General features: G+C 67.5%; 16 protein-coding genes. 7 read left to right on the forward strand and 9 right to left on the reverse strand.

Annotated elements, in window-relative coordinates; all coding sequences use genetic code 11:
- Window positions 1-127: 127 nt before the first annotated feature.
- The 7 genes from AB0C82_RS22365 to trxA all read left to right on the forward strand — a co-directional run bounded on the left by AB0C82_RS22365 (window position 128) and on the right by trxA (window position 9591).
- On the forward strand, window positions 128-2425 hold the full coding sequence (locus AB0C82_RS22365; protein WP_362844728.1) for a DUF6049 family protein: 2298 nt from the start codon (window positions 128-130) through the stop codon (window positions 2423-2425).
- 49 nt (window positions 2426-2474) lie between these two features.
- Window positions 2475-4631 carry a murein biosynthesis integral membrane protein MurJ gene (gene murJ / locus AB0C82_RS22370; RefSeq protein WP_362844731.1) on the forward strand — a complete coding sequence of 719 codons (2157 nt, stop codon included), beginning with the start codon at window positions 2475-2477 and terminating at the stop codon, window positions 4629-4631.
- Window positions 4632-4759: 128 nt separating this feature from the next.
- Window positions 4760-6457 carry a serine/threonine protein kinase gene (locus AB0C82_RS22375; RefSeq protein WP_362844734.1) on the forward strand — a complete coding sequence of 566 codons (1698 nt, stop codon included), beginning with the start codon at window positions 4760-4762 and terminating at the stop codon, window positions 6455-6457.
- Window positions 6458-6482: 25 nt separating this feature from the next.
- A complete protein-coding gene (gene sigM, locus AB0C82_RS22380) occupies window positions 6483-7187 on the forward strand; it encodes an RNA polymerase sigma factor SigM (protein ID WP_362844737.1) in 705 nt (234 codons plus the stop codon).
- Complete coding sequence (locus tag AB0C82_RS22385; protein ID WP_362844740.1) at window positions 7184-8116, forward strand: hypothetical protein; 933 nt, start codon at window positions 7184-7186, stop codon at window positions 8114-8116. Before sigM ends, AB0C82_RS22385 begins: the two co-directional genes overlap by 4 nt.
- 124 nt (window positions 8117-8240) lie before the next feature.
- A complete protein-coding gene (gene trxB / locus AB0C82_RS22390) occupies window positions 8241-9212 on the forward strand; it encodes a thioredoxin-disulfide reductase (RefSeq protein WP_362844743.1) in 972 nt (323 codons plus the stop codon).
- A gap of 46 nt (window positions 9213-9258) precedes the next feature.
- A complete protein-coding gene (gene trxA / locus AB0C82_RS22395; RefSeq protein WP_362844746.1) occupies window positions 9259-9591 on the forward strand; it encodes a thioredoxin in 333 nt (110 codons plus the stop codon).
- 88 nt (window positions 9592-9679) lie between these two features.
- On the opposite strand, the gene AB0C82_RS22400 is transcribed toward trxA, so the two are convergent.
- The 9 genes from AB0C82_RS22400 to rpmH form a co-directional block, all read right to left on the reverse strand.
- The gene (locus AB0C82_RS22400) at window positions 9680-10297 is read right to left on the reverse strand and encodes a GNAT family N-acetyltransferase (protein ID WP_362844748.1); all 618 of its coding nucleotides are present in this window, start codon (window positions 10295-10297) and stop codon (window positions 9680-9682) included.
- 301 nt (window positions 10298-10598) lie between these two features.
- Entirely contained in the window at window positions 10599-11690 is a 1092-nt protein-coding gene (locus AB0C82_RS22405) for a ParB/RepB/Spo0J family partition protein (protein ID WP_362844751.1), read from the reverse strand.
- On the reverse strand, window positions 11687-12763 hold the full coding sequence (locus tag AB0C82_RS22410) for a ParA family protein (RefSeq protein ID WP_362844754.1): 1077 nt from the start codon (window positions 12761-12763) through the stop codon (window positions 11687-11689). The genes AB0C82_RS22405 and AB0C82_RS22410 overlap by 4 nt, the downstream gene beginning before the upstream one ends.
- 304 nt (window positions 12764-13067) lie before the next feature.
- The gene (gene rsmG / locus AB0C82_RS22415; protein WP_362844757.1) at window positions 13068-13784 is read right to left on the reverse strand and encodes a 16S rRNA (guanine(527)-N(7))-methyltransferase RsmG; all 717 of its coding nucleotides are present in this window, start codon (window positions 13782-13784) and stop codon (window positions 13068-13070) included.
- A 109-nt stretch (window positions 13785-13893) separates the two neighbouring features.
- Window positions 13894-14403, reverse strand: a complete 510-nt coding sequence (locus AB0C82_RS22420; protein WP_362844760.1) for a R3H domain-containing nucleic acid-binding protein — start codon at window positions 14401-14403, stop codon at window positions 13894-13896.
- Window positions 14404-14417: 14 nt separating this feature from the next.
- Complete coding sequence (gene yidC / locus AB0C82_RS22425) at window positions 14418-15692, reverse strand: membrane protein insertase YidC (RefSeq protein WP_362844763.1); 1275 nt, start codon at window positions 15690-15692, stop codon at window positions 14418-14420.
- A gap of 3 nt (window positions 15693-15695) precedes the next feature.
- A complete protein-coding gene (gene yidD, locus AB0C82_RS22430; protein ID WP_362844766.1) occupies window positions 15696-16055 on the reverse strand; it encodes a membrane protein insertion efficiency factor YidD in 360 nt (119 codons plus the stop codon).
- Window positions 16052-16423 carry a ribonuclease P protein component gene (gene rnpA / locus AB0C82_RS22435; protein ID WP_185299719.1) on the reverse strand — a complete coding sequence of 124 codons (372 nt, stop codon included), beginning with the start codon at window positions 16421-16423 and terminating at the stop codon, window positions 16052-16054. Before rnpA ends, yidD begins: the two co-directional genes overlap by 4 nt.
- A 19-nt stretch (window positions 16424-16442) precedes the next feature.
- A complete protein-coding gene (rpmH, locus tag AB0C82_RS22440) occupies window positions 16443-16580 on the reverse strand; it encodes a 50S ribosomal protein L34 (RefSeq protein ID WP_003967884.1) in 138 nt (45 codons plus the stop codon).
- Between the last annotated feature and the right edge of the window lie 181 nt (window positions 16581-16761).

Consider the following 16761-nt stretch of genomic DNA (forward strand, 5'->3'; position numbering starts at 1 on the left):
TGCGAGACTCTCCCGATCACGTGGCGCAGTCCCCAGCACTTAGCTCCGGCGCACATCGTTACCATGCGTGGACGCAGGGACCGACAACGAGCGACAGCAGTTGACGACGACGAGGACGGGTAGGCGCGTGGCCGAGGCGGCAGACTTTCAGGGGATGAGTCCCGCTCCTGCCCGCCGGTGGTTGCGGCGCACGGCCTCCTTGCTCCTCGGGGCGCCGCTGCTGGCCGGCCTCCTCAGCGGTCCCACGGGGCCCACGGCGCAGGCGGCAGAACCGGCGAAGGCACCCACCGGCTCCAGCACCGTCGCAGTGTCTCTCGACACACTGACCCCCAGCGCACCCGTGAAGGGCGACACCCTCACCGTTTCCGGCACCCTGACGAACAGGGGGAAGGAAACGATCACCGGAGCGTCCGTCGATCTGCGGGTGGGACCGAAACTGTCCGGCAGGACGGCGATCGACAACGCAGCCAAGCGCACCGGATACGTACCGGGAGTCGATCCGGCTCCGCTCGGTGGGAAGTACACGGTCAAGACCGCGAATCTGCGGTCCGGGCTCAGCCAGGACTTCACGTTCTCCGTGCCTGTCAGCAAGCTGCCGCTGAACGAGGCCGGCGTCTACCAGATCGGCGTCTCGCTCTCGGGCCGGACCGCCCGTGTGTCCTACGACCACGTCCTGGGCATCAAGCGCACCTTTCTTCCCTGGCAGCCCAAGGAAAGCGAAGCCAAGACAAAGCTGACGTACCTCTGGCCGCTCATCGGCTCGGCCCATGTGAGCGCCGAGACCGGATCGGACGAACAGCAGACACCGGTCTTCACCGATGACGACCTCGCGGCCGAGCTCGCCCCGGGCGGCCGGCTCGAACAGCTGGTCTCGCTGGGCCGACAGCTTCCGGTGACCTGGGTCATCGACCCCGATCTGCTGGCCACGGTCGACGCGATGACGAAGAACTACCGGATCAAGGTCGGGGACACCACGGTCGCGGGAAAGAACCAGGACGTCGCCAAGCAGTGGCTGACGGCACTGGGGACAGCGGTGGAGGACGGCAGGGTGATCGCGCTGCCGTTCGCCGATCCCGACCTCGCGTCGATCGCGCATCGGGGCAAGAGCGTCTCCGGTACCCTCAGCCACCTGCAGAACGCCACCGAAGTGGCGAGTTCGACGGTGGAGACGATCCTCCATGTGAAGCCGTCCACCGACTTCTCCTGGCCGGTGGAAGGAGCGGTCGATCCTTCGATCGTCGACGTCGCCACCTCGGCCGGCGCCCACAACGTGATCGCCCGCAGTGACAGCCTCGCGGACACCGGAAGCCTTCTCTACACGCCGACCGCCGCCCGGCCGATCGGCGGTGGCACCACGGCCGTGGTCGCGGACTACCGGCTCTCGACGGCGTTCAGGGGCGACATGTCGCACGCCGGGGATTCCACGCTCGCCGTGCAGAAGTTCCTGGCCCAGACGCTGGCACTCACGGAGCAGGATCCCGAGAAGCAGCGAAGCATCGTCGTCGCCCCCCAGCGGACGCCCAGTACGTCCCAGGCCCAGTCGATGGCCTCCTCTCTGCACGCGCTCCTCGACGAGCGCTGGACACAGCCCATCGATCTGACGGCTGCGGCCGAGGAGAAGCCCGACCCCCGGGCGACGACCAAGGTGCCCCCGTCCTCCCAGTACCCGAAGAAGCTGCGCGGCCAGGAGCTTCCCACCCAGGCGTTCCAGGACATCAGGACGACCAAGGACTCGCTCAACAGCTTCGAGGTCATCCTCACCCAGCCGGACCGGGTGGTGACCCCCTTCGGTAACGCGATCAACCGCTCCATGTCGGTGGCATGGCGAGGCAGGCCGCTGGAGGCGCAGCGGTACCGTGACTCGGTACGCACGTACCTGCGCAGTCTCACCAGTGAGGTCCAGCTCATCGCGAAGTCGGACGTCACCCTGTCCGGCCGGAGCGCGACGATTCCTGTCACGGTCCAGAACAAGCTGGTGCAGGACGTCGACAACCTGGTCCTCCGGCTGACGTCGGAGAACGCGACCCGGCTGAAGCTCAACGACGGCGGTGCCGTGGCGGAGCAGCCCGTCAAGATCGCGGGTGGACACAGTCAGTCCGTGAAGTTCGACGCAGCTGCCAATGTCAACGGCCAGGTACAGGTCACCGCACGGCTGTTCACCGAAGACGGCACACCGTACGGCGAGGAGATGACCTTCACGGTGAAGGTCTCGGAGGTCACGCCCACCGTGCTCCTCGTCATCGCCGGGGGGCTGCTGCTGCTGGTCCTGGCAGGCATCAGGATGTACACACACCGCAAGCGCACCATCGCAAGCGACACCACGGAGGACAACGGCGGCGAACCCGAGCAGCCGAGTGACCCGGCGCCGGACACCGGTCCGGAAAGCGGGGACCCGTCAGGAACGGGTGAGAAAGTGGACCGTTGAGCGATGTCTGTCGAGGCCGGTCGGCCGGGGACGATGAGGTGGGGTTTCGATGAACGCGCCGTACGACGGTGACCGCGGCCAGGGCGCGGGCGGAGGTGGGGCCCCCGGTGGGCCGGCGGTCCCTCCGGGCAGCGGGGAGAACGAGACGCCTCCCGATCCGTACCTTCAGCACGCCTACGATCACGACCCCTACCGGGCCCAGGACCTCGCGGCCCAGGATCCGGTGACCGAAGCGCTGTACGACCGCGCGTCGCACCCGCCGCCGCCCCCGGGCACGTTCCCGGAGCCTCAGCCCCTCTACCAGCAGCCCCCGGCGGCCCCCTACGCCCCCGATCCCCGGCTGTGGGCCCAGACTCCCGCCCCGGAGCCATCCGGCCCGTCACGGCACCTCCCGTACGGCGACAACGCGGCGACCACCCAGTTCGTAGGAGTGGACGACCTGGTCACCCGAGCGTCGGACGACCGCGAGGAGCCGGACGCCTTCGCCCACCTCTTCCGGGACCAGGAAGGCTCTGGCAGGCCCTCTGGCACGCCGGAGCCCGAACCCACCCCGGCTCCCGTCCCGCCCAAGTCGGGCGGCCGTGCCTCCAGCATTCTGAAGTCCAGCGCGCTGATGGCCGCGGGAACCATGGTGTCGCGGCTCACCGGCTTCGTACGCAGCCTGGTCATCACCGCCGCCCTGGGTGCGGCGACCCTCGGTGACGTCTTCACCATCGCGTACACCCTGCCCACGATGATCTACATCCTCACCGTGGGCGGCGGGCTCAACTCGGTGTTCGTCCCGCAGCTCGTCCGTTCCATGAAGAACGACGAGGACGGCGGAGAGGCCTTCGCCAACCGGCTGCTGACCCTCGTGATGGTCGCGCTCGGGGTGATCGTCGTCCTCGCGGTGTTCGCGGCACCCTGGCTGATCGGCATGATGTCGCAGACGATCTCGGGGGACCCCGCGGCCAACAGCGTCGCAGTGACCTTCGCCAGGTACTGCCTGCCGACCATCTTCTTCATGGGTGTCCACGTCGTGATGGGCCAGATCCTGAACGCCCGCGGGAAGTTCGGCGCGATGATGTGGACCCCGGTCCTCAACAACGTGGTCATGATCTTCACCTTCGGCCTCTTCATCTGGGTCTACGGCACCTCGGGCGAGTCCGACATGGGCGTTGCGACGATTCCCGACGAGGGCATCCAGCTCCTGGGCATCGGCACGCTGCTCGGCCTGACCGTCCAGGCCCTCGCGATGATTCCGTACCTGCGCGAGGCGGGCTTCCGCTTCCGCCCGCGCTTCGACTGGAAGGGCCACGGCCTCGGCAAGACGATCAAGCTTGCCAAGTGGACCGTCCTGTTCGTCCTGGCCAACCAGGCAGGCGTGCTGGTCGTCACCCAGCTGGCGACCTCGGCGGGAGAGGCGTCCGGCAAGGACGGAACCGGCTTCCTGGCCTACTCGAACGCCCAGCTGATCTGGGCCATGCCGCAGGCCATCATCACCGTCTCGGTCATGGCCGCTCTGCTCCCCCGCATCTCCCGGGCCGCCCACGACAACGACCCCGGCGCGGTACGCGACGACATCTCGCAGGGACTGCGGAACTCGGCGGTGGCCATCGTGCCGGTCGCCTTCACCTTCCTCGCGCTCGGCCTGCCGATGTGCACCCTGCTGTACGCGTCCAGCGGCACCGAAGCCGCCCGCTCGATGGGCTTCATCCTGATGGCGTTCGGGCTCGGCCTCATCCCGTACTCCGTGCAGTACGTGGTGCTGCGCGGCTTCTACGCGTACGAGGACACCCGGACCCCCTTCTACAACACCGTCATCGTGGCGGTGGTCAACGCAGCAGCCTCCGCGCTCAGCTACGTGCTCCTTCCCGCCGAGTGGGCGGTCGTCGGCATGGCCGCCTCGTACGGGCTGGCCTACGCGGTCGGGGTCGGTATCGCCTGGCGCCGGCTGCGCAACCGGCTCGGCGGCGACCTGGACGGCGCCCACATCGTGCGCACCTACGCACGTCTCTGCCTGGCGGCGGTGCCCGCGGCCGTCGTAGGCGGCGGCATCGGCTACGCCCTTCTCACCGCGCTGGGCGAGGGCGCCCTGGGCTCGCTCGCCGCACTGATCTGCGGTGGCATCGTGCTGCTCGGCGTCTTCTTCCTGGCGGCGAAGAAGATGCGCATCGAAGAACTCAACGGCATGGTCGGCATGGTCCGGGGACGGCTCGGACGCTAAAGGGGACCGGGAAGCACAACCATCGCCGGACACCGCGTGTCGTGCATAGCGCCGGGGTGTGGGCACAATTGGCGTGACTGTGCAGAGCCGGCTGGCATCGCTCAACGGATGGGGAGGCAGGAACGACGGTGGCGGAACGTAGCACGGCTTCCGTCGACGTGGCCGACAACAGCGGCGACGAGCCGCTGACCGCCAAGGCGGACGAGGCAACGACCGACGGGACCGCGGAACCCAAGGACGCAGCAGGCGTGAGCCCCAAGGAAACGGCCGTCGGGCGAGAGGGCTCACGAGCCATTCCCCGGGCGCCCGATGTGCACAGTGGACACAAACTCGCCGGACGGTATCGCCTCGAGGAGTGCGTCACCCGTCTGGACGGATTCAGCAGCTGGCGCGCTGTCGACGAGAAGCTGCGCCGTGCGGTGGGAGTCCATCTCCTGCCCGCAGACCACCCGCGTGCCCGCTCCGTGCTGGCCGCCGCCCGGTCCTCCGCTCTGCTCGGCGACCCGCGCTTCGTTCAGGTCCTGGACGCCGTCGAGGAGGACGACCTCGTCTACGTCGTCCATGAGTGGCTTCCGGACGCCACGGAGCTCACCGCTCTGCTGGCCTCCGGACCCATGGAAGCCCACGACGCGTACCAGCTCGTCAGCCAGATCTCCCAGGCCATGGCGGCCGCCCACCGGGAGGGCCTGGCCCATCTGAGACTCACCCCCGGAGCGGTGCTGCGCAGCTCGACCGGGCAGTACCGGATCCGCGGTCTCGCTGTGAACGCCGCGCTGCGGGGCATCACCGCCGACCGTCCGCTGCGTACGGACACCGAAGCCATCGGGGCGCTGCTCTACGCCGCTCTGACGCACCGCTGGCCGTACGAGAACGACGCGTACGGGCTTGCGGGGCTGCCCAAGGGTGTCGGGCTGATCGCGCCCGACCAGGTGCGGGCAGGCGTTCACCGCGGACTCTCGGAAATCGCCATGCGGGCGCTTGCCAACGACGGGGCGACCGCGTCCCGGCAGGAGCAGCCCTGCACCACTCCGGACGAGCTGGCCAAGGCCGTCGCGGCCATGCCGCGCATCCTGCCGCCGGAACCGACGTTCACCGCACCGCCCGAGTACCAGCGCACCACCTACCAACAGGGCACCTACGGGCGTCCTCCGTCCCATCCGAACCTGGTGACCCAGCCCGTGATGGCACCGCCGTCACCTCTGCAGAGCCGCACGGGCAGGGCCCTGAAGTGGGCCGTGTCCGCCCTGCTGATCGCGGCGCTCGGTCTCGGCAGCTGGCAGCTCGCCGAGACCGTCCTCGACCGCGGCAAGGACCCCGTGGACCCGGGCACCAGCCGGCCGACTCCTGACGTCGACAAGAAGAACGAGGCGGACGAGGGCGGCAAACCCATCGCCATCGCCGCGGCCAGGGACTACGACCCGCTCGGCGGGGACGGCTCCGAGAAGCCCGCTGCGATAAAGAACGTGCACGACGGTGATCCCAGCACCTTCTGGCACACGGACGGCTACTTCAGCGCCGCCTTCGGCAACCTCAAGGACGGTGTCGGAGTCGTCCTCGACCTCGGCAAGGTCCAGCAGGTCGGCGCCGTGGACGTCTCCTTCCTCGGCGGCACCACTTCGGCGGAGCTCCGGACGACGGAGAATTCAACCGTGCCGTCGCTTCCCGATGGTTTCACCAAGGTCGCCGACGGATCAGGGATGAAGGTGTCCCTGAAGCCTGAGGAACCCGTGAAGGCGCGGTACGTTCTCGTCTGGCTGACTAATCTGCCCCTGAGCGACGACGGTAGATTCCGCGGCAAGGTCTCGGACATCAAGATCACCAGCTGACGGCACCAGGGGAGGGGGCTCACCGTTGGACGACGCCAGATTCGCCGACACGAACGATCATGATCTCCTGGCCCGGCACGTAGCCGGCGAGCCGGACGCCTTCGGTGAGCTCGTACGGCGGCATCGTGACCGGCTCTGGGCCGTGGCTCTGCGTACGCTCGGCGATCGCGAAGAGGCGGCGGACGCGGTCCAGGACGCCCTGATCTCCGCCTTCCGCGCCGCTCACACCTTCCGAGGGCAGTCCGCGGTCACCACCTGGCTGCACCGCATCACCGTCAACGCCTGCCTCGACCGCGTGCGGAAGGCCGCTTCGCGGAAGACAGCCCCGGTCGACGATCCCGATCGCCTCGATCAGCTCCTCGAACCTCATGAGTCCGCCGAGGCACCCGCCGAACGCCAGGATCTGCACCGCGAACTCCTGGCCGCTCTCGCCAAGCTGCCGGCGGAGCAGCGCGCCGCGCTCGTCCTCGTCGACATGCAGGGTTATCCGGTCGCCGAGGCCGCCCGCATCCTCGATGTTCCGACCGGCACCGTGAAGAGCCGTTGTGCACGCGGCCGCGCGAGACTGGTCCCGATGCTCACTCATCTCCGCTCCGATACCGGGGACAGCGGTGACCGCACGCTGGGAAGGAACCGCTCGCCGGGGACATCCGTCCCACCGGCGTCGGGACCTAAGGATGCAGGGGCAAGTGATCCTGCTGCTGCGAAGGGAGGAGGTGGGCGCTCGTGAATTCCACGGCCGACACGGATCAGCACCCGGACGTCTCGGAGATCTCGGATCTCACCGAGGGACTCCTCTCCGCCTCCCGCACGGCGGAGGTCCGGAGCCACATCGACGGATGCGCGCTGTGCGCCGACGTGGAGACCTCACTTGATGAGATCCGCGGACTCCTGGGAACCCTGCCCGGCTCTCCGCGGATGCCCGACGATGTCGCCGGCCGTATCGATGCCGCGCTTGCCGCCGAAGCGCTCCTGAACTCCACCGCTCCCGCTGAACCGGGCTCTGTTTCACGTGAAACAGAGCCCACCGACGAGGGGACCGGAGGTTCGAAGAGTACTCCGACGGATCGTCCGGCCGGTCACCCCCGGGGTGCCAACGGCCCCGGCCGCCGCGCCCGTCGACGCCGCACGGCAGTCCTCGGTGCCGCATTCGGCGCAGCGGTGATCGGCGTGAGCGCCCTCCTGCTGCAGTCCGTGCAGACGTCGAACAACTCGGATTCAGCCACGAAGATGGCGGACAGCAGCTCCAGCGCAGCCGATGGCGCACAGACCTTCTCTGCAAGCACGCTGGAGGGTCGCGTCAGCGCGCTCCTCGGCGACGTCGCTTCGCGCACTCCGGGCGGCGAGAAGAGGCAACCGAGCGGCGACTCGCAGGTGAGCCCTGAGATCTCGTCCGCAGACCCTTCAGAGCCTCGGAACCCCTTGCTCACGCCCGCGGTGACCGTCCCTCCCTGCGTACAACAAGGCACGGGTCGCAATACCCCGCCGCTGGCCGCCGAACAGGGCGTCTACCAGGGCACCGACGCCTATCTCGTCGTCCTGCCCCACCCGACCGACGCCTCGCGCGTGCAGGCTTACGTCATTGACGCGGTCTGCGTGGACGCCACACCCAGCACAAAGGGAAAGCTGCTCCTCACTCACTCCTACACCCGCCCCTGACGTCTGCGCCGTATGCCGCGGCACGTCGGGAATGCATGGCCCGTAGGATCCGTTGGGTGGGGTGAGAGTCGTTGAACCGGCCCCAGTAGGCAGTAGGCAGTCTGCAGAGACGAGGAAGACACCCGTGAGCGACGTCCGCAATGTGATCATCATCGGTTCCGGGCCGGCGGGTTACACCGCCGCCCTGTACACGGCTCGTGCGTCGCTGAAGCCGCTGGTGTTCGAGGGCGCTGTCACCGCTGGTGGTGCTCTGATGAACACCACCGACGTGGAGAACTTCCCCGGCTTCCAGGACGGCATCATGGGCCCCGAGCTCATGGACAACATGCGTGCCCAGGCCGAGCGCTTCGGCGCGGAGCTCATCCCGGACGACGTGGTCGCCGTCGACCTGACCGGTGAGATCAAGACCGTCACCGACACGGTGGGCACGGTGCACCGCGCCAAGGCCGTCATCGTCACCACCGGCTCCCAGCACCGCAAGCTGGGCCTGCCCAACGAGGACGCGCTCTCCGGACGCGGCGTCTCCTGGTGCGCGACCTGTGACGGGTTCTTCTTCAAGGACCAGGACATCGCAGTGGTGGGCGGTGGCGACACGGCGATGGAGGAAGCGACCTTCCTCTCCCGCTTCGCCAGGTCTGTCACGATCGTCCACCGCCGTGACTCCCTGCGTGCCTCCAAGGCGATGCAGGAGCGCGCCTTCGCCGACCCCAAGATCAAGTTTGCCTGGGACAGCGAAGTCGCCGCGGTGCAGGGCGAGCAGAAGCTGTCCGGCCTGACGCTGCGCAACACCAAGACGGGCGAGACCTCCGAACTCCCCGTGACCGGCCTGTTCATCGCTGTCGGCCACGACCCGCGCACCGAGCTCTTCAAGGGACAGCTCGACCTGGACGACGAGGGCTACCTCCAGGTCGAGGCGCCTTCGACGCGCACGAACCTCCAGGGTGTCTTCGGCGCCGGTGACGTCGTCGACCACACCTACCGCCAGGCCATCACGGCTGCCGGTACCGGCTGCTCCGCCGCACTCGATGCCGAACGCTTCCTTGCCGCGCTCGCCGACGAGAAGCTCGCCGAACCGGAGAAGACCCCCGCGGTCTGACCGACGGCAACCCCACCCCATACCCCGCGAAGTTAAGGAGGCCGCCGTGGCCGGCGCCCTGAAGAACGTGACCGACGACACCTTCGACGAGGTAGTCCTCAACAGCAAGAAGCCCGTACTGGTGGACTTCTGGGCCGCTTGGTGCGGTCCGTGCCGTCAGATCGCCCCCTCGCTGGAGGCCATCGCGGCTGAGCACGGGGACCAGATCGAAATCGTCAAGCTCAACATCGACGAGAACCCGGCCACTGCTGCCAAGTACGGCGTGATGTCCATCCCGACGCTGAACGTCTACCAGGGCGGCGAGGTGGCCAAGACCATCGTCGGCGCCAAGCCGAAGGCCGCGATCCTCCGCGACCTCGAACCCTTCATCGCCGAGTAAGGCGACTGCTGACCGGCGCACTCTGTTTCACGTGAAACGGGGCCCACCCCTCGGGGTGGGCCCCGTTTCCGTATGTGCGGTGATCCACTCAGAGCGGCCGCAGCGCCGGCTCCTTCTGGACGACGCCCAGCAATCGGTCCAGGGCAAGCTCGACGTCTTCCTTCCACGAAAGCGCCGTCCGCAATTCCAGTCGCATCCTTGGGTACTTGGGGTGCGGGCGGACGGTCTTGAAGCCGACCGACAGCAGGTGGTCCGCCGGAAGAACACAGGCCGGCTCTTTCCACCGGGCGTCCCCGAAGGCCTCGATGGCCTTGAATCCTCGGCGCAGCAGATCCTTGGCAACCGTCTGCACCAACACCCGGCCCAGCCCTTGGCCCTGAAAGCCAGGCAGGATCAGCGCGGTCATCAGCTGTACGGCGTCGGGCGAGACGGGGCTCGTGGGGAACGCGGTCGCGCGCGGCACATAGGCAGGCGGCGCATAGAGCACGAAGCCGGCCGGCACATCGTCCACGTACACGAGCCGGCCGCAGGAGCCCCACTCCAGCAGAACGGCGGAGATCCAGGCTTCCTTCTCCACCTCAGGGTTGCCCGCCTTTACCGCAGCTTCCCCGCTGACCGGGTCAAGCTCCCAGAAGACACACGAGCGGCAGCGTCCGGGGAGATCCGGAAGGTTATCCAAGGTGAGCGGTACGAGCCGACGCCCCATGAAGGCGGTTCCTCACTTCCTTCGCCCGCCGCACCCAGTGCGGCTGCCAGCGCACTCCGTTCACGAAACAGGCTGCCGAAGAACCCTCCGACCGCCCCCAAGCCCAGGCCGACCGTCAGCAGCCGGCTGCGGCTCACTGCTCGCATACCCGCGACCTCCTCCGAGGTGGCATCAAGGTGGGTGCGCCATACCAGAACGCATCGTATCCACCCAGACGTGTCACGGAAACCGGGAAAGAGCAAAGGGCGGGCCCTGGTCCGGTAATCATCCGGACCTGGCCCGCCCTCCGTCGACCGAAAGGTCAGTCCTCGTCGCCCTCGGCGGGCTCTTCGGAGAGTCCCCGGTCCAGGACGCGCCCCTCACCCGGGGCGAGGCTGCTGAGAATGCGGTCCAGATCTTCCATCGAGGCGAACTCGACGACGATCTTGCCCTTCTTCTGCCCCAGGTCGACCTTCACCCGGGTCTCGAAGCGGTCCGAAAGCCGAGAGGCGAGATCACTGAGAGCCGGAGACAGCCTGCCACCAGCGCGCGGCCCCTTCGGCTTGGTGGAACTGGACGGGGTGGACCCCATCAGAGTGACGATCTCCTCCACAGCCCGCACCGAAAGCCCCTCGGCGACGATGCGGTGAGCGAGCCGGTCCTGCTCCTCCGAGTCGTCCACCGAGAGCAGAGCCCTCGCGTGACCGGCCGAGAGCACACCCGCCGCGACTCGGCGCTGCACCGGCGGTGAGAGCCGCAGCAGGCGCAGTGTGTTGGATACCTGCGGACGGGACCGGCCGATCCGGTCAGCCAGCTGGTCGTGCGTGCACTTGAAGTCCTTCAGCAGCTGGTCGTACGCAGCTGCCTCCTCCAGCGGATTCAGCTGGGCACGGTGAAGGTTCTCCAGAAGAGCGTCGAGAAGCAGCTTCTCGTCGTCCGTCGCCCGCACGATCGCAGGAATCCGCTCCAGGCCGGCCTCGCGGCAGGCCCTCCAACGCCGTTCACCCATGATGAGCTCGTAGCGGTCCTCCGCCACCTTGCGCACCACGACGGGCTGGAGGAGACCCACCTCCTTGATCGACGTGACCAGCTCGGCGAGCGCGTCCTCGTCGAAGACCTCACGCGGTTGCCGGGGGTTGGGGGTGATCGACCCCAGAAGAACCTCGGCGAAGTACGCCCCGGCCGCATCCCGCATCTCAGCAGCGGTCTCCGGCTCCCCGGCAGGGGCGCTCGGCTCCGGCACCAGCGGAGCCGAGGGCAACGTAGTCACCTTGGCCGCGGCCACACCTCGCTCGGCGGTGAGCACCGGAGCAGCACTCGGCCCGGACCCGGGGGACCCGACCTGACGCTCCTGCGGTGCGGCGGGGATCAGCGCACCGAGCCCACGCCCCAGCCCTCTACGACTCTCACTCACTGGATGCCCTCCGAAATGCTCTGCTGGCTGTTCTGACTGCCCGTCCGGGCATGTTGCGCCTCGTAGTGCACCCCGACGCCTCGCAGGGCGATTTCGCGGGCCGCCTCAAGGTACGACAGGGAGCCGCTGGACCCCGGGTCGTACGTCAGCACCGTCTGGCCGTAACTCGGTGCCTCGGAGATGCGCACGGACCGCGGAATGCTGGTCCGCAGCACCTCCTTGCCGAAGTGGGTGCGCACCTCCTCCGCGACCTGGGAGGCGAGCCGGGTCCTGCCGTCGTACATGGTGAGCAGGATCGTCGACACATGCAGATCCGGGTTGAGGTGGCCACGGACCAGATCGACGTTCCGCAGCAGCTGCCCCAGCCCCTCCAACGCGTAGTACTCGCACTGGATCGGGATGAGGACCTCGGCTCCGGCAACGAGCGCGTTGACCGTCAGCAGACCGAGTGAGGGCGGGCAGTCGATGAGGATGTAATCGAGCGGCTGCTCATACGCCTGGATAGCCCGCTGCAGCCGGCTCTCGCGTGCCACGAGGGACACCAGCTCGATCTCCGCACCGGCGAGATCGATGGTGGCAGGAGCACAGAAGAGGCCTTCGATGTCCGGGACGGGCTGAACCACCTCGGAGAGTGGCCTGCTGTCGACGAGGACGTCATAGATGGAGGGGACCTCGGCGTGATGATCGATCCCCAGAGCCGTGGAAGCGTTCCCCTGCGGGTCGAGGTCGACCACCAGGACGCGAGCACCGTGAAGTGCCAGGGAGGCCGCAAGGTTGACCGTGGAGGTCGTCTTACCCACGCCGCCCTTCTGGTTGGCCACCACCATGACGCGCGTCTGGTCAGGGCGGGGCAGCCCCTCGCCGGCGCGGCCGAGGGCCTCAACCGCCAGCTGGGCCGCACGACCGATGGGTGTGTCGTCCATCGGGGGCGGTGTTTCACGTGAAACACCCTCCCCCGCGGACTCGGTTCGGGGACCGGGGACCGGATCGGCCATCGGTCCCGCGATGTTGGCGTCGGACCGCAAGGATTCACTCTCCTCGACTTCAAGCTCGCAATGAGCAGAGCCTGCCATGCTTTCGGGGTCGTGAACCAGCGAGGCCCGCTCTTCTGTGGATGAATCCACTTCTGGGGACAACTCCGCAACCCGTACGAGCTTGCGGTCGCGCGGCGTGGCAGCCGCGCGACCGCGGCTGATAATTCCCTGCAGCAGAGAGCGACGTTTCACGTGAAACACGATGCCCGCGAAGCGGCGTCAGCCTTCTACGACACTCCGCACCAGGTACGTATGCCTGCTTGTATGGAGCATCACTGACAGAAGGGATGAACTGTAGGTAACAGCCTGAAACAGTCAGTCACAAACCGCGTCGGGTTACCGCTCAGCGGCGTCGGCGGGTACGGCTCACCCTCGCCGCCTTGGCCCTCTTTGCGGCGAACCTCACACCGCCGGGGCTCTCCCCAACCACCACGCGCACCACTGTGGTCGTGGGATCGACCACGCCTTCACCGACGTGCAGCACCTCGGTCTCCACCACTCCGAGCTTGCTGAGTGCCGCGCGAGCCCCGTTGATCTCCTCCTCGGCGGCGTCGCCCTTGAGCGCCAGCATCTCCCCGTAGGGACGCAGCAGCGGCACACCCCAGCCCGCGAGACGATCGAGCGGAGCCACGGCGCGAGCCGTCACCACATGGACCGGCTGCAAGGTACCGAGCACCTCTTCGGCCCTGCCTCGCACGACCGTCACATGGTCAAGCCCCAGAAGCTCGACGACCTCCTGGAGAAAGTTGGTCCGCCGCAGGAGCGGCTCCAGCAGGGTGATCTTCAGGTCTGGGCGTACGAGAGCCAGCGGGATACCGGGAAGTCCCGCCCCGGAGCCCACGTCGCACACCGTCACACCTTCCGGAACCACCTCGGAGAGCACCGCACAGTTCAGCAGGTGCCGCTCCCACAGCCGCGGGACCTCGCGGGGGCCGATCAGCCCGCGCTTGACCCCCGCGTCCGCAAGCAGTTCCGCGTACCGGACAGCCTCTGGGAAGAGCTCACCGAATACCGCCTGCGCCTCTTCGGGCGCCTGGGGGAGCTCTGCTGCCTCCGTCACGGGGACCGTCCTTCCGTACCGCACTAGCGCACTGTGGGTGGCTGACTATCAGGCTGACAAAGATCGGCCCCGCCTGCGAACAGACGGGGCCGACAGTACAAGGGTCCGGTCAGGCCGGCAGAACGACGACGAAGCGCTGCGGCTCCTCGCCCTCGGACTCGCTGCGCAGACCCGCTGCCGCGACGGCGTCGTGCACGACCTTGCGCTCGAACGGCGTCATGGGGTCAAGCTTCACCGGCTCACCGGAGCTCTTGACCTCATCCGCCGCCTTGGCGCCCAGCGCGGCAAGAACTTCACGCTTCTCGGCCCGGAACCCGCCGATGTCCAGCATCAGACGGCTCCGGTCACCGGTCTCCCGGTGAACGGCGAGGCGCGTCAGCTCCTGCAGTGCCTCCAGCACCTCACCGTCGCGCCCGACCAGCTTCTGCAGATCACTTGCGGACTCGCTGATGATCGAAACCGCCGCCCGGTCCGCCTCGACGTCCATGTCGATGTCGCCGTCAAGATCAGCGATGTCGAGCAGGCCCTCAAGGTAGTCAGCTGCGATCTCACCCTCCTGCTCAAGGCGGGTCAGGGTGTCGCTGCCCTCAGCGGCCGCGGTCACGGTGCCTTCCGTCACGGATGGACTCCTTCTTACTTCTTGGACGGGTGCTTGGGCCGCTGGCCCTTGCGCTGTCCGGGCTTGGCTTGGCGTGAGGAGCCGGTAGCGGGCTTGCCCGCCGGCTTCGGCTGGTCGTCCTGTGCTGCGTCCTGCGGGGCGTCCCGCTTCTCCAGCGAGGTCTTGGCCTCCGGCTCGGTGGAGTCGGCTTCCTTGGCCCCACCGGTCTGAGCAGCACCCGTGTGCCGCTTCGCCTTGGTCTGGCGCTTGGGCTGATGGCGCTTGGGCGCGGGTGCGCCCTCCGCCTCGGCGATCGCCGCGTCGCTCTTCGTGACGGTGCCGTCCTCCTGAGCCGCGAGGCCCAGTTTGGCCAGACCGGTGATGAACTTGCGCTCGATGTCGTTGCGGTCGGAACCCTTGGCCACGACCCGCTTGACGGTGTTGCGCCGTGTCCGCCCGCGTACCTGCCCATGGGAGGTGACGCTCTTCAGCAGGCGTCCCAGGTACTGCTCCTGCGCCTTGCTGCCCGGCGTCGGGTTCTGGTTGATCACGTACATCTGCTGACCCATGGTCCAGACGTTGGTGGTCAGCCAGTACACGAGGACACCGACGGGGAAGTTGATGCCCATCACGGCGAAGATGATCGGGAAGATGTACATCAGCATCTTCTGCTGCTGCATGTACGGGGTCTTCACGGTCAGGTCGACGTTCTTCGTCATCAGCTGGCGCTGTGTGAAGAACTGCGAGGCCGACATCATCACGATCATGATCGCGGTGACGACACGGACGTCGGTCAGCGAGGCGCCGAGCGCCTGGACCTTCTCTTCGCTGTCCATGAACTTGGCGGCCAGCGGAGCGCCGAAGATGTGCGCCTGACGTGCGCTGTCCAGCAGCGGCTGATCGATGACGCCGATGGTCTTGCCCGAGGCGATGGACGAGAGCACGTGATAGAGGGCGAAGAAGAACGGGGACTGCGCCAGGATGGGGAGGCACGAGGAGAGCGGGTTGGTACCCGTCTCCTTGTACAGCTTCATCATCTCTTCGGACTGACGCTGCTTGTCGTTCTTGTAGCGCTCCTGGATCGCCTTCATCTTCGGCTGGAGCACCTGCATGTTCCGGGTGGACTTGATCTGCTTGACGAAAAGCGGGATCAGACAGATCCGGATCAGGACCACGAGAGACACGATGGACAGGCCCCAGGCCCATCCCGTGTCCTCACCGAAGAGGGCGCCATAGACCTTGTGGAACTGGACGATGACCCAGGAAACAGGGGTGGTGATAAAGCTGAACAGACTGGCAATCGTGTCCACTAATCAGGCTCCTTGAGCTTTGGGCGAGGTCTCTGTGGCCGGGCTCGGAAGCTCGGTAAGCGAGCCTCCGGACGGCACATCAGCGGCGGAGTCCCCGCCCTTACCGCCGCGCACAGCGTTGCGCAGCAGCTCGTGCCAACGCGGACGTCTGCGCGGCGGAACATGATCCACACCGCCGGGTGACCACGGATTGCACCGAAGGATGCGCCATGCGGTCAGCGCAGTTCCCTTGATCGCACCGTGCCGGTCGATCGCCGTATATCCATAGTGGGAACACGACGGGTAGTAGCGGCAGACAGGCCCTAGAAGTGGGCTGATCGTCCACTGGTACAGCTTGATGAGAGCCAGCAGCGGGTACTTCATCGCGCGCCCCCTCCCAGTAGCCGCTGAAGGGCGGCATCCAGGTCTCGGGCCAGCTGTGCATGTTCGGCGTCGCCCGATCCGGGCAGCGCTCGTACGACAACAAGGCTACCGGGGGGCAGCTGAGCCAGCCGTTCGCGGACCAGATGGCGAAGCCTTCGCTTCACCGCTGTGCGTACGACTGCTCCGCCTACGGCCTTGCTGACAACGAAACCCGCACGCGGCGGGGGAGCACTCTCCCCCGTCACGTGCGGGTCCGTTGAACCGCTGCTCAGATGGACGACGAGTAGCGGGCGACCTGCCCGGCGTCCTCGTCGTACCGCGGTCGCGAAGTCCTCGCGCCGCCTCAGCCGATTCTCGGTAGGCAGCACGTCATGGACCTGTTAGCGATCAGGCGGACAGGCTGCTGCGGCCCTTGCCACGGCGGTTCGCGAGAATCGCACGGCCGGCACGGGTACGCATACGCAGGCGGAAACCGTGGGTCTTGGCGCGACGACGGTTGTTCGGCTGGAAGGTGCGCTTGCTCACTCGGGGGCTCCAGAAATGATCGTGTATTGGCGGGACATCGCCTGGCTGTCACCGTGCGCCCACGAGGAACTCGCGTAAACGCCTTAGTGCACCGCTTCACAATCACAGATCGTGATCTTTGCCCATCGGAGGCAGGCGGCAGCAGCCATCGACAACTCGACCTGGTCACGGTACGCGCGGC

It is taken from the genome of Streptomyces sp. NPDC048560 (assembly GCF_040650955.1).
Lineage (GTDB): Bacteria > Actinomycetota > Actinomycetes > Streptomycetales > Streptomycetaceae > Streptomyces.

Bases quoted from the DNA above. Each gene is read 5' to 3' on its own strand.
- murJ (WP_362844731.1), top strand. From the start codon at position 2,475: ATGAACGCGCCGTACGACGGTGACCGCGGCCAGGGCGCGGGCGGAGGT.
- AB0C82_RS22400 (WP_362844748.1), bottom strand. From the start codon at position 10,297: ATGGGGCGTCGGCTCGTACCGCTCACCTTGGATAACCTTCCGGATCTC.
- AB0C82_RS22410 (WP_362844754.1), bottom strand. From the start codon at position 12,763: ATGGCAGGCTCTGCTCATTGCGAGCTTGAAGTCGAGGAGAGTGAATCC.
- yidD (WP_362844766.1), bottom strand. From the start codon at position 16,055: ATGAAGTACCCGCTGCTGGCTCTCATCAAGCTGTACCAGTGGACGATC.